13 protein-coding genes, 1 tRNA gene and 1 riboswitch are annotated in these 13178 nt (G+C 32.7%); of the genes, 7 read left to right on the forward strand and 7 right to left on the reverse strand.

Annotated elements, in window-relative coordinates:
* Nucleotide 1: 1 nt before the first annotated feature.
* On the forward strand, nt 2-1345 hold the full coding sequence (locus PEPCATONIAE_RS03515; protein WP_138159591.1) for a butyryl-CoA:acetate CoA-transferase: 1344 nt from the start codon (nt 2-4) through the stop codon (nt 1343-1345).
* Nucleotides 1346-1409: 64 nt separating this feature from the next.
* On the opposite strand, the gene PEPCATONIAE_RS03520 is transcribed toward PEPCATONIAE_RS03515, so the two are convergent.
* The 5 genes from PEPCATONIAE_RS03520 to PEPCATONIAE_RS03540 all read right to left on the reverse strand — a co-directional run bounded on the left by PEPCATONIAE_RS03520 (nt 1410) and on the right by PEPCATONIAE_RS03540 (nt 6077).
* Nucleotides 1410-2234 (reverse strand): MetQ/NlpA family ABC transporter substrate-binding protein, encoded by an 825-nt coding sequence (locus PEPCATONIAE_RS03520; protein ID WP_138159592.1) that lies wholly within the window; start codon nt 2232-2234, stop codon nt 1410-1412.
* Between the two features lie 11 nt (nt 2235-2245).
* The gene (locus tag PEPCATONIAE_RS03525; RefSeq protein ID WP_138159593.1) at nt 2246-2896 is read right to left on the reverse strand and encodes a methionine ABC transporter permease; all 651 of its coding nucleotides are present in this window, start codon (nt 2894-2896) and stop codon (nt 2246-2248) included.
* On the reverse strand, nt 2889-3902 hold the full coding sequence (locus PEPCATONIAE_RS03530) for a methionine ABC transporter ATP-binding protein (protein WP_138159594.1): 1014 nt from the start codon (nt 3900-3902) through the stop codon (nt 2889-2891). The genes PEPCATONIAE_RS03525 and PEPCATONIAE_RS03530 overlap by 8 nt, the downstream gene beginning before the upstream one ends.
* 46 nt (nt 3903-3948) lie before the next feature.
* Nucleotides 3949-4041, reverse strand: a riboswitch (SAM riboswitch).
* Between the two features lie 72 nt (nt 4042-4113).
* Nucleotides 4114-4719 (reverse strand): PepSY domain-containing protein, encoded by a 606-nt coding sequence (locus tag PEPCATONIAE_RS03535; RefSeq protein ID WP_138159595.1) that lies wholly within the window; start codon nt 4717-4719, stop codon nt 4114-4116.
* Between the two features lie 41 nt (nt 4720-4760).
* Nucleotides 4761-6077 carry an aspartate kinase gene (locus tag PEPCATONIAE_RS03540; protein ID WP_138159596.1) on the reverse strand — a complete coding sequence of 439 codons (1317 nt, stop codon included), beginning with the start codon at nt 6075-6077 and terminating at the stop codon, nt 4761-4763.
* Nucleotides 6078-6210: 133 nt separating this feature from the next.
* Between PEPCATONIAE_RS03540 and PEPCATONIAE_RS03545 the strand changes: the two genes are divergently transcribed.
* Together PEPCATONIAE_RS03545 and PEPCATONIAE_RS03550 are read left to right on the forward strand one after the other, a co-directional pair.
* On the forward strand, nt 6211-6879 hold the full coding sequence (locus PEPCATONIAE_RS03545) for a GntR family transcriptional regulator (RefSeq protein ID WP_138159597.1): 669 nt from the start codon (nt 6211-6213) through the stop codon (nt 6877-6879).
* A gap of 74 nt (nt 6880-6953) precedes the next feature.
* Nucleotides 6954-7029, forward strand: a tRNA-Lys gene (locus PEPCATONIAE_RS03550).
* A 107-nt stretch (nt 7030-7136) separates the two neighbouring features.
* Here PEPCATONIAE_RS03550 and PEPCATONIAE_RS03555 read toward each other — a convergent pair.
* Entirely contained in the window at nt 7137-8894 is a 1758-nt protein-coding gene (locus PEPCATONIAE_RS03555; protein WP_138159598.1) for a zinc ribbon domain-containing protein, read from the reverse strand.
* A 117-nt stretch (nt 8895-9011) separates the two neighbouring features.
* Nucleotides 9012-9287, reverse strand: a complete 276-nt coding sequence (locus tag PEPCATONIAE_RS03560; RefSeq protein ID WP_138159599.1) for a hypothetical protein — start codon at nt 9285-9287, stop codon at nt 9012-9014.
* Nucleotides 9288-9458: 171 nt separating this feature from the next.
* On the opposite strand from PEPCATONIAE_RS03560, the gene dnaX reads away from it, so the two are divergent.
* From dnaX to PEPCATONIAE_RS03580, 4 genes are all read left to right on the forward strand, one after another.
* Nucleotides 9459-11114, forward strand: a complete 1656-nt coding sequence (gene dnaX / locus PEPCATONIAE_RS03565; RefSeq protein WP_138159600.1) for a DNA polymerase III subunit gamma/tau — start codon at nt 9459-9461, stop codon at nt 11112-11114.
* An 8-nt stretch (nt 11115-11122) separates the two neighbouring features.
* Nucleotides 11123-11461 carry a YbaB/EbfC family nucleoid-associated protein gene (locus PEPCATONIAE_RS03570; RefSeq protein WP_138159601.1) on the forward strand — a complete coding sequence of 113 codons (339 nt, stop codon included), beginning with the start codon at nt 11123-11125 and terminating at the stop codon, nt 11459-11461.
* Between the two features lies 1 nt (nt 11462).
* The gene (recR, locus tag PEPCATONIAE_RS03575) at nt 11463-12071 is read left to right on the forward strand and encodes a recombination mediator RecR (RefSeq protein WP_138159602.1); all 609 of its coding nucleotides are present in this window, start codon (nt 11463-11465) and stop codon (nt 12069-12071) included.
* Nucleotides 12072-12285: 214 nt separating this feature from the next.
* Nucleotides 12286-12861, forward strand: a complete 576-nt coding sequence (locus tag PEPCATONIAE_RS03580; protein WP_138159603.1) for a TetR/AcrR family transcriptional regulator — start codon at nt 12286-12288, stop codon at nt 12859-12861.
* Nucleotides 12862-13178 lie beyond the last annotated feature (317 nt).

Below are 13178 nucleotides of genomic sequence, written 5' to 3' on the forward strand. Positions count from 1 at the left end.
AATGGATTATAAAGAAAAATATCAAGAGAAATTAGTCAGTGCTGAATTTGCAGCAGGCTTAGTTAAAAGCGGCGACTATGTAGACTATGCATGGGCAGGACAAACTCCTGTAGCTATAGATGCCGCTCTTGCAAAAAGAGCCGGAGAATTGAAGGATGTTGTAGTTAGAGGAGGAGTAATTCTTAAAGCTCCTGAAATATTTGCAGCAGATCCAAATGGAGATGCCTTTATTTGGAATTCATGGCACTCAGGCGGATCTGAGAGAAAAAGAGTTAATGCAGGGGACGGGGGATTTTACAGTCCTTTAAGATATTCAGAGCTTCCAAGATACTATAGAGAAAATATCAAGGTTGATATAGCCTTTTTAGTAGTTACACCTATGGATGAACATGGTTATTTTAACATGGGACTTAACGCATCTCATTTAATGGCTGCCATTGAAAGAGCCGATAAGGTTGTAGTTGAAGTTAATGAAAAGATGCCTGTTGCCCTTGGCGGATTTGAAAATGTAGTCCATATAGATCAAGTTGATTATATAGTTGAAGGGGACAACAATGACATTTATACCTTGCCTGCAGGCTCCTTCGGAGATGTGGACAAGAAGGTTGCTGAACTTATAGTTCCTGAAATTAGAGACGGTTCATGTATTCAATTAGGTATAGGTGGTATGCCTAATGCTGTAGGCTCTCTAATAGCTGAATCAGATCTAAAGGACCTTGGAGTTCATACTGAAATGCTGGTAGATGCTTTTGTCGATTTACATGATAACGGAAAAATTACAGGGGCAAGAAAAAATATAGATAGATTCAGACAAACCTATGCTTTTGCAGCAGGAACTAAAAAGTTATATGATTTTGTAGACAACAACCCTCAATGTATGGCAGTACCTGTAAATTACACCAACGATGCCAGAGTCATTGCTCAACTTGATAACTTTGTATCTATTAACAATGCGGTAAATGTTGACCTTTTCGGACAAGTGTCATCAGAATCAAGTGGATTTAAACACATATCAGGAGCCGGAGGACAACTTGACTTTGTACTTGGTGCTTATTTATCCAAGGGAGGAAAGAGTTTCATTTGCTTGTCATCAAAATTCTATAACAAGAAGAAGGATAGAGAAGAATCAAGAATTGTGCTTAACTTCCCAACAGGATCTGCAATTACAGTTGCAAGACCTAACACCCATTATGTAGTTACTGAAAACGGAATCTTTAACTGCAAGGGTAAGTCAACTTGGGAAAGAGCGGAAGGTCTTATAGGACTTGCAGCTCCGGAATTTAGAGATGATTTAATTAAACAAGCTGAAGAAGCGGGACTTTGGAGAAATTCAAACAGAAGATAAAAATATATAAAGTAAAACCTCTGACACTTTAAAAGGTCAGAGGTTTTTTAATGCCTATTAATTTTTAGAAGGCAGGTATTACAGCGCCATCATATTTTTCTTCAATAAATTTTTTGCAAGCATCTGAGTTTAAAACTTCCATTAATTTTTTAAATTTAGGAAGATCCTTGTCCTCAGTTTTTACAGCAACTATATTTGCATAAGGAGAATCCTCATCTTCAATTAAAATAGAATCTGTAAGAGGGTTAAGGCCTGCTCCAATGGCAAAGTTTGAGTTAATAACTCCTGCAGCTGCATCCTTGTAAGTATTTGGAATGTTTTGAGCATCCATAGGTACGAATTTTAGATTCTTTGGATTTTCAGCTATATCATTTTCTGTAGATAGAAGGTTAGTGCTATCTTTAAGTTTAATAATTCCAGCCTTCTCTAAAAGAAGAAGTGCTCTTCCACCATTTGAAGGATCGTTTGGAATAATTATTTCATCTCCATCTTTAAGATCATCAAGAGAAGTTAAAGAGTCTGAATAAACTGCTATAGGTTCAATGTGAACATTTCCTATTGAAGTAAGGTCAAGTTTATTTTGTTCTTTAAATTCGTCAAGATAGGGTTTGTGTTGAAAATAGTTTGCATCAAGGTCTCCTGCTGCAAGTTGTTTGTTAGGTTGAATGTAGTCATCAAATTCAACTATTTCCACATCAAGTCCTGCCGCTTCAAGTTCAGGAAGCACACCCTTTATAATTTCACCATGGGGTACAGGGCTTACGCCTATTACAATTTTATTGTCTTCTTCCGGAGCTTGATCTGCATCTTTAGTATTAGCAGTTTGGGATTTACCACAACCTACAAGAAGAAAACACAAAGCTAATAATGTTAATAATGTTTTTTTCATTTTATCCTCCCTTATTTTTTATCGGTTTTCTTTTCTAGAAAGTTGCCGATAAATTGTATTAATTGTACGAGTGCTACAATTAGTATTACCGCTACCCAGAGTATATCGGTACGATTATAGGTATAGCCGTATCTTACCGCAACTTCTCCAAGGCCTCCGCCGCCTATTGCACCCGCCATAGCGGAGTAACCGATAATATTTATAATAACCATAGTTATGCCGTTAATTATTTGAGGCATAGCTTCGGGTATTAAAACATAAAATATAATTTGATTGTCATTTGAACCCATAGACTTTGCAGCTTCAAGGATTCCTTTATCAATTTGTGCAAGGTAGCCTTCCATAAGTCTTGCAAAAAAGGGAATAGCTGCAACACTAAGAGGAATTACAGTAGCTGCCGTTCCATAAGATTTACCTACAGCCATTCTCATAAAGGGTATTAATATAAGCATTAAGATAATAAAAGGTACAGATCTGAAAAAATTAACAAGAGAATCTAGAACAGAATAAATTTTAGAGTTCTCCTTAAGTCCTCCAGGTCTTGTAAGAGTCAGTATAATTCCCAAAGGCATACCTAAAGCTACAGCAAAAAAAGATGATGCAAACACCAGTATCAAAGTTTGGGGAATGGCAGGTAAAACTATTTCTAAAATCTCATTCATGTTCTACCACCTCCACTGAAATATTTTGACTTTTTAAGTAGTCAATGGCTTTTTCTCTTTCCTTTTCTTCTCCTATAATCTCAACGACAAGGTAACCGACTGAACGCTCTTTAAGTTGATTTATATTTCCGGCAATTAAATTAATATCAACATCAAATTTTCTAATACATTTTGAAAGTATAGGTTCATTATAGTTGGCATCAAGATATGCTAACCTGTAAACTGGATTTTTAAAATCAGTAAACATAGGGCCTGATTCATAGTCTGGTCCTGACAGATTTTTAATAAAGGATCTAGTCATAGCGTGTTTAGGATTTTTAAAAAGTTCACTTGCCGTATTTTCCTCTATAATCTTTCCCTTTTCCATTACTGCAATTCTGTCACAAATATCCTTTGCAACTTCCATTTGGTGAGTAATCATAATAATAGTCATTTTATATTCTTCTACTATCTTCTTTAAAAGACTTAAAATAGATTGAGTATTTGCCGGGTCAAGGGCTGAAGTACCTTCGTCTGACAAAAGAATTTTGGGATTTGTAGCAATGGCTCTTGCAATGGCAACTCTTTGCTTTTGTCCCCCTGAAAGTTGAGAAGGGTAGGAATCTTTTTTATCCTCAAGTCCTATAAAATTTAAAAGTTCCATAACTCTTTTATTAATATCTGCCTTAGACATTTTATTTATTTTTAAAGGATAGGCAATATTGTCATAAACAGTTTTTTGCATGAAAAGATTAAATGACTGAAATATCATGCCTATATCTTTTCTTTCTCTAAGCAAATCCTCCTGTTTAAGGTCAAGTATTGACACTCCATCAATAATTATTTCTCCTGACGTAGGTTCTTCAAGCTTATTTAAGCATCTTACAAGAGTTGACTTACCTGCTCCCGAAAGGCCTATAATTCCATAGATTTCAGAATTATTTACCTTAAAGGAAACATCATCAACAGCTCTAAAGACTCCCTCATCAGAAGTAAATTCTTTTACTAAATTTTTTACTTCTATCATAATGCCTCCATATAAAAAAACACTCTCTTTGATAAGAGAGCACAATCCCTTATCTCCAGTTAACACTCAGGAATTGGCACCTTGCATCGCAGGTTGCCGGGCTTCATCGGGCCAGTCCCTCCACCTCTCTTGATAAGATGTTGACTATTATATATCTTTTACTATAGTCAGTCAAGAAAAAAGTGACCTTTGAGGTCACTTTTTATTAATATTAATCCACATCATAGGTAACATCGACTTCTTCAGCCTTGGAGTTTTTAAGTTCAATTTCTATTTTGCAAACTCCATTTTCAATGTCCATTTCCCAACTGTCTACTTTAAAGTCCGGCCCTTTTTCTTTTATTGCTTTACTAATAAGGTCTTCGGCTTTAGCAACTTGGTCTGCACTTATAAAATCTTTTTCAATTTCCTTTTCGGCTTCTTCTTTTATTATTTCTCCGCTTTCAGGATTTATTTCGATTTCATAAGAACTGTCAATATTATAAAGCTTAATTTCATAAACAAAGTCCTCTGCATCATATCCAACACTTTCTATTTGAGCACCGGAATGATTTTCAAGAGCAAGGTGCAATGCATCAGATCCCTTAAGCATAGTAGATGGATTGGCGTAAATGCTGTCATTTGAGTTTGATTTTCTTTCTTTACCATCATCTGCCTTTGAATTTAAGTTTTGATTATTTTTTATATTTTCCTGACTGCTATTAATGTTTTCGTTAGCTTTATTATTTACATTGTTATTTGTATTTTGATTTTTACTTTGGCATGAGATTAATGCTAAAGATATTGTTGCTATTAGTAATATTTTCTTAAATTTCATCTTAGCTCCTTTAATTTATATACTTACAATCACCCGCAAGGTCATTCTACGATAAAAGCGTCATATATTCGTCTGATTGCTTTTTCGTAGTCGGATTCTTTTATTCCAACGATTATATTAAGCTCACTTGAACCCTGGATAATCATTTGAATGTTGATTTTGGCTTCTGCAAGAGCTGCGAAAAGTTTAGCCGCAACTCCTATATTATTTTTCATAGCTCGTCCCACTACAGTAATTAAAGCAATATTTTGTTCTACTGAAACCTTATCAGGACTACAGAAGGTTTTTATCTCGTTGATTATAGTATCGTAGTTTGATGCAAGTTGGTTTTCTTTAACAATTAAGGATATTGAGTCTATTGAAGTAGGCATGTGTTCAAGATCAATATGGTTTACTTCAAGAACACTCATAAGCTTTCTGTAAAAGGACTTGTCCAACTTCATTTGAATTTTTTCTATATTAATTACAGAAAAATGTTTTTTGCCGCTTATGCCTGTAATTTCAGATTCATCTTCGGTTTCTGCATCAGCAACTATAAGAGTTCCTTTATCCTCAGGACTGAAAGTATTTTTAACCTGAATTTTTATACCTTGATCTGCAAGGGGAAGTATAGCCTCTTCATGAAGGACTGACGCCCCTGCGTAGGAAAGCTCTCTAAGCTCACTATAGGTAATTGTGTTGATTTGCCTTGGATTTTTAACTATACGAGGATCCGCACTTAAAAATCCCGATACATCTGTCCAGTTTTCATAAAGATCTGCAGACACACCTCTTGATATAATTGACCCGGTTAAATCACCGCCACCTCTTGAAAAAGTTTTTATATTTCCCTTAGGATCAACACCATAAAATCCCGGTATAACTGCACATTTATGATCTTTTATCATTTGCGCAATGGCCTTATAAGATTTATCTTCAAGAAACTTTCCGGACTCATCAAAAAAAATAAGTTCTTCTGCATCTATAAAGTCATAATCTAACAGTTTGGATAAAATAAGGGCATTTAAGTATTCTCCACGACTGGCAATGTATTCTTTGCTGGCCCCTTCTTCCAAATTTTTACTTATACTATTAAAGTAATCGGTAAGGTCCATATCCAACTTGCAGCCTTCTATAATCTCCCTATACTTGTTTATTATTTTATCTAAGATATCATTAAAGTTTATTTTATGTTTTGCCAAGTCGTAGGTTAAATACAAAAGATCTGTTACCTTAGTATCTTCACTTTTAGTTTTACCCGGGGCAGATGCTACAATATATCTCCTTGCCTTATCAGATTTTATTATATTTGACACCTTTAAAAAAGTTTGAGAACTTGCAAGGGAAGTTCCTCCGAATTTTGAAACGATTAAACTCATAACTACCTCCATTAAAGTGATTGTATAGAATTTGAAAACTTTAGTCAATAAAGTCGTTGATAAAATAATTATAAATATAATGCAAATTTTTTGTAATTTAGTATATAATTAAAATGAAAATGAGGCGGTGTTTATGATGTTTGCAAATAAAGAATCTTTGTCTAGCTTTGTCTATAAAGAATTAAAAAATAAAATTCTTAACAACGAACTTTTACCGGGGGATAAACTTGTAGAAATGGAAATAGCAAGAGAGCTTGGAGTTTCAAGGACTCCTGTAAGGGAAGCCCTTTTTAAATTGGAGAAAGACGATCTTGCACAAAGCTTTCCAAGAAAATCGTTTATAGTTTCAAAACTTTCCCTTGCAGATGCAAAGGACCTTTATGTAGTAAGGTCCGCCCTTGAGCCAATTGCTGTTAGAGAAATAGCAAGAGAGGGGATAACGGAGAGGACAAAGATATTAAAAGAAATTATTAATGACATGAAAATTGCCTATGAGAAAAAAGACCTAAAGGAATCAAAGGAGCTTTCAATTAAGTGGGGAAAGGCGATAATGAATCTTACAAAGAATCAGATATTAAAAAACACCCTTATTGAAATTAATGATAGGCTATATAGATTTGCAAACTTTATATTTAGAGAAGAGGAAAACATTAGGAGAGTATATAGTACAATAGTTAAAATTTATGATGCTATAGAGAATAAGGAAATTGAAAAATCATATAAAATAAGTTACGAATACGTATCAAGTATATATCCTATGATTGAAAGTCAAAATGATTACAGATCATTTAAGTATGAATAGTATAAAAAATTGTAAAAAAGACTTGACCAAAATTAAAATCAGGTGTAAGATATACATCGTTGCTAAACTTAATTGCACCTTTAGCTCAGATGGTAGAGCAACTGACTCTTAATCAGTGGGCCCACGGTTCGAGTCCGTGAAGGTGCACCAGGAATCTAGACATCTCCATAGTTTTCTATGGAGGTGTTTTTTGTATTTTATAATTATTTATTGTATAAGACTAAAAAATGATTCCTCAAATATAGAGGAATCATTTTTTATTTTGTTACTATTAAATTCGTAAATATAAAAAATAGTTTTGAAGCTAATTCAAATATTAAAAATATTATTAAATACCAAGCTATAAAATCTATTTTGCCTTCTTTTTTTAGTTGATTCCAATAGAGTCCTGAGGCTATTGATACAGAAAGAATAGCCACCACTATCATGGCAATAGGTAGGGCTGTAAGGGCACTTAGTAAGTCAAGCTTAAGTCCGTCCCATGGTGAAATCAAAAATCCTACAAGCAATACAAATTCACAAATCATATAGTTAACAGTTGAAAAGGACCTTACCTCTTCAGGGCTTGACTCTATCCAAACCTTGTCTGTTGTTAGATTAAGAGCTGTATAAAATTGCACTATTTTAAATAAAACTTTAGCAAGAATTAAAAATAAAATTGCAAAAGATACTTTTCTTTCTGCCAAAATAATAGGTAAAGCTGAAAGAAAGGCAGCAAAAGCGAGGATAGTCTTATCTGACTTTTTACCCAAGAAGTCCTTTAAGAGTTTGTAGAATTTTGTAATATGTTGACTGAATTTATTCATTAAATGAGCTTTTTTGTCTTTATAAGATATAACTTGCTCAGACTTATCTTTACTAGGCTCACTGCTTTTATTTATAACTTCTTTTTTATAATCTTCTTTTGCTTTTAAATCGTCAATTTCAGTCTTATCTTCATCTTTTTCATTAGAAATTTTGTCTTCAACTAAAGAATTTTTTACAGGTTTTGAAATTTCAACTTCTGAATTTTTGAAGTCACCGGCTTTAATTTCTTTTTTTGAATCTTTTTCTTTTTCCTTTTTAGCTTTCGCTTTCTCTTCTTCTAAAGGCTTTGGTTTGTCTAATTCTTCATTTACCAATTTTACAAATTCTTTATAATTAAGAGACTTGTCATATTTTTTAGGCTGGAAAGTTTTTGCTTCTTCTTCAGCAACCTTATAGTTTTTGTTGTTTTCATCAAAAATAATATTGGTGTTTAAGTCCTCAATTACTTCATCTTTTTTGCCATTAGATTTATTTTCAAATTCAGATTTTTTATCAGCATCATTAGTTCCGCGAAGGGCCTCTTCTATTTTATCTTTAGGTATGTCCATGGTTGTTTCCATGCTTTCCGGAGTATAAGTGGTAGATGCAATTTTTACACTTTTGTCTTTTTTCTTGTCCTTGTCAAATTGTGAAAAGATGGAATATTCATCATCATCTTCATTTATAAAATCTTTCCAAATTTGTTTTAAAGATTTTTTTTCTTTGGGATTTGACGAAAGAGTTTTTTTATCGTCTTTTTTAATGTTAGCTAAAAAATTTGTTAAAGCACTTGGATTTTCAGATAACTTGTTTTCAGAATTCTCCTTGACAAATTCATCTTCTATAATAGCTCCTTTATAAGGAGTTTCTTCATCAAGCTTTAATGAATCTAAATCCTTTTTTGAAAAAGTATTTATTCCGGCACCTTTTATTTTTTTAGGACCGGGCAAATCTATTGGTGTTTGTAAATTAGCTTCATAATCATTTATATTTTTGGAAATTTTTTTATCGACTTCTTCGATTATGTCTTTTATTCTGTTAGTTGTATCTATACCGTCTATTTTAACAGGTCTAAAAACTCTTGTTGCCTCATTAGTTTTAGTTTCTTTGTGGTCTTTTTCCCCGATGTCTTGGGTGATGGTTACCTTTACATTTTTAAGGTTTTTGCCGCAGACCTTACAGTAGTTATCTGCAGGGGATACCTCGTTACCGCAGTTTGGACAAAACAATTTTCTCACCTTCTTTTATGAAACAATTATAACATAAAATAATAGATCTCTGTATATTAAAAAGGGAAAGCCTAGCCTTCCCTTTTAATTTAAATTCTATTTTTTTAATAAAACAGATTATTTAGATGCTGGTTCTTCAGTTGAAGATTCTTCTGAAGTAGATTCTTCAGTTGCAGCTTCTTCTGCATCCTTAGCATTTTCAGCAGCCTTGTTAGCTTCTTCTTGAGCTGCGTTAGCTTCAGCTTGTTCTTTGTTAGCATTTTCTTGAGTTTCAATTGCGTTTTCTGTAGCGCTGTTAGCTTTTTCTTCAGCGTTCTTAGGTTGTCCACATGCTACTAAACCAAACATTAAAGCTCCAACAGTTGCTACACTTGCTAATTTTCTTAATTTCATTTTATACCTCCCAGTATTTTGTAAATTATCTTTTACGAGTATTAATATAATTAAATTTTGTGATAAGTTTGTGTAAATATTGTTAAAATTAAAAGAAGATTATATGAATCCGAGTTAACATTTATTATCTTAAACTAGTCCTTCATGTTATAATTAGCCTGAGGTGAAATAATGTACCAAGCATTATATAGAAAGTACAGATCTAAAACCTTTGATGAGTTAGTAGGTCAGGACAGTATAAGAGAGTCTTTGAAGAATCAAATAAAAAGAGGAGATATATCCCACGCTTATATTTTTTCCGGGACTAGAGGAACCGGAAAAACTTCTGCCGCAAAAATTTTTGCCAAGGCGGTTAATTGTCTTAATATGAAAGATGGGGAGCCTTGTAATGAGTGTGAAAATTGCAAAGCAATTTCAGAAGATAGGGCATTAGATGTTGTTGAAATGGATGCAGCTTCCAATAACGGTGTGGATGATATAAGGGAATTAAAGGAAAAGGCAGTGTATCCTCCTCAAAATTTAAAGTACAAGGTATATATTATAGATGAGGTTCATATGTTGTCTAAGGGAGCCTTTAATGCTCTTCTTAAAATATTGGAGGAACCACCTTCTCATTTGATTTTTATACTTGCAACCACTGAACTTGAAAAAATACCTGCAACTATACTTTCAAGAACTCAAAAATTTAATTTTAAGAGAATAGACAAGGAAATAATTTTTAATAATTTAAAGAGAATTTCCAGGTTGGAAAATAGATCTTGTGATGACGAAGTTTTAAAACTTATTGCATCAAATAGTGATGGAGCAATGAGAGATGCTCTTTCTATTTTAGACCAGCTTTTTTCTCTCAATGAAGAACATATTACTTACGATCTTGCTATAGAGAGTCTTGGTATATCTTCCGACGGACTTTTGTTTTCTCTTACTGAAGCTCTTATTAACAGAAATACGAAGGATGCTATAGCCTATATGAATCAAGTTTACAGTTCAGGTAAGGACATTATGATTCTTGTATCAGATCTTATTTCAAAATTCAGGGACCTTATGATTTTAAAGGTAATAGAAAGCCCTGAAGACTTAGTGGATCTTAGGGAGCCTAAAAAATATAAGGATCTTGCAGATAAAACCAGCCTTGACTTTATTATAGAGACAATAAAGATTTTAAATGAGTCTTTGGTTAATATAAAGTATGCTCAGGATAAAAGAGTTCTTTTTGAAATGAGCCTTATTAAAATAACTGTTTCAGATCAGGTAAATGATTTGTCAAAAAGACTTGAGGATATTGAAGAAAAATTATCAGCTAATAGTTTTTTAGAAAATAAAAAACCTCAAGACCATAAGAATTTGAAAGAAAAAGCAAATGAAAGTAGCGATATCCAAACTATTTTAAATGATAAAAGAGAAGAAAAAAATATAAAAGATGATTTAAAGCCTGAAGAGGTATCAGGGGAAGGTTCTACATCAACTAATTTCAATGTAGAAAATGAAGATGATTATTTAAATATTGATGAAATAAAATCCAACTGGAATAAAATTTTACTTGAAATTAGAAAAAGAGACAGGATAAATGTGGTGATACTTTTAAGTGCAGGAAGGCCTGTTGATTTTAATAACAATACCCTTATAATTGAGTATGAAAGCTCTGATAAATTTAAGTATACTGCAATATCTGATAAGGATAATGTGGGATTTATAGAGGACTTTTTAGGAAATTATTATAATAGGAAAATATCTATAAGATTTAAACTTGCAGATAACAAAGACCTGGAAGAGTCAATTGAAAAATTGGAAAATCTTTTTGGTAAAGAAAATATAAATAGAATATAGGAGGAATTATGGCAAAAGGATACCCTAAGTTTCCCGGTGGAGGAAACATGAACAATATGATGAAACAAGTGCAAAAGCTTCAAAAGCAAATGGAAGAGATGCAGGAGAATTTAAAGACTCAGGAGGTTGAAGCAAATGCAGGGGGAGGAGCAGTTAAAGCTGTAGTAAATGGCAGCAAGGAGCTTGTAAGAATAGAAATAGATCCTGATGTGGTAGACCCTGATGATGTGGAGATGCTTGAGGATTTAGTTGTTGCCGCAGTTAATGAGGCTTTAAGATCAGCTGAGGAGAAGGCTAACAAGGAAATGGGCAAGCTTACAGGCGGTCTTAATATACCGGGGTTATAAAATGACAAAGAGAGCTAAATCTATTGAAAATTTAATAAGAGAACTTAATAAACTTCCGGGAATAGGTAGAAAAACTGCTCAAAGGTTGGCTTATTATATTATAGATTTAGACAAAGTTGAGGTTAAAACTCTTGCAGAATCTATAGTTGCGGCAAAGGAAAATGTTAAGCGTTGCAAAATATGCGACAATCTTACAGACAGTGATATTTGCGAAATATGTTCCAATAACAAAAGAGATGAAAGTCTTATATGTGTAGTGGAGTACCCAAAAGATGTTGAAGCTATGGAAAGAGCAAACTGTTATAAGGGTCTTTATCATGTTCTTCACGGAGTTATATCTCCAATAAGAGGACTTAATGCTGATGACATAAGCCTTAGAAAACTTTTACAAAGATTAAGTACAAATAAGGTGGAGGAAGTTATTATAGCAACAGGACCTAATGTAGATGGAGAAACTACAGCTATATATATTTCAAATATTTTATCAAAACTAGGGGTCAAGGTAAGTAGAATTGCTTATGGGCTTCCTGTAGGTGGAGATTTGGAATATTATGATGAATTGACTATATCAACAGCAATGGAAAACAGAACAGTTATGGGAGAAAAGTAGTCCTTATAATCTTTAATCACAAATTTTATTATTTTAAAATTTAATCGGCATAAATAATTTATAATTTTGTGCCGATTTTTATATACTATTGTTTATTGGCTCAACGTGTATATGTTTTCCAATTATAAACCTTTAAAAATTTATTTTTATTTATAGGTTATATTTTAATCATAGGCAAGAGAATTTAAAAAAAGCTTTGAAAAGAGGTGATTCTGTGGCAAAACAATATACTAAGAATTTGATTAAAAGGGAATTTCTTAAACTCCTTGAAGAAGAAAATTTTAATAATATTACAATTGCCATGCTTGCAGAGCGGTGTGAAATCAGTCGAAACACATTTTATTACCACTATGAAGATATTTATATGCTGGTAAGGGAAATTCTTAGGGACGAACTGGAAAAAGTTGATGAAGAATTCAATGAAACATTCTCCTGGGAAGAAAGTCTACTTCATGCTGTATCTTTTCTTTTAAAAAATAAAAAGGCTGCACAGAATCTTTTCCGATCAATCGATAAAAAAGAAATAGATTCTTATTTATATAAAATTTGTGAATCTGTAATGAGTAGATATGTGGATAATGAATGTCAATCTAAGACTATTGATGCAAAAGAATACGACAAGAGACTTGTAACGGATTTTTATAGGGCGGCTCTTGTGGGTTTACTTGATAAATGGATTCAGGACGGCATGAAGGAATCTCCGGATAAGGTTATTTTTCGCATAGGAAAACTTTTTGATGGTAATATAGAAAGATCCTTACGCATTAGCGAAAACTTGGACGAGGCTTAAACCTTGTCCTTAAAATATAGACATTTAATTAAATAATATCAGCTTATGAGAAATAGTTTAGAGATTTAGTTTTTGATTTCTAAACTGTTTTTTATTTATAAACACAAGTGATGCAGAATGCTTTTAATCTTAAAATCCATATAGCTGTAATGACAGAAAGTTTTTATATCTTTAAAAATAAAATTTTGTACAATTTTATTCTTTTGTCCAAATGTTTGTCAGTTCCTTTTTAATGACTAAAATTTTAACAAAAGCCTTGATTTAACCTTTGTAAAGAATTTTATCTACGAATAAGATAAAGCTATAGAAAAACCAAA

It is taken from the genome of Peptoniphilus catoniae, assembly GCF_901447155.2.
GTDB lineage: Bacteria > Bacillota > Clostridia > Tissierellales > Peptoniphilaceae > Peptoniphilus_E > Peptoniphilus_E catoniae.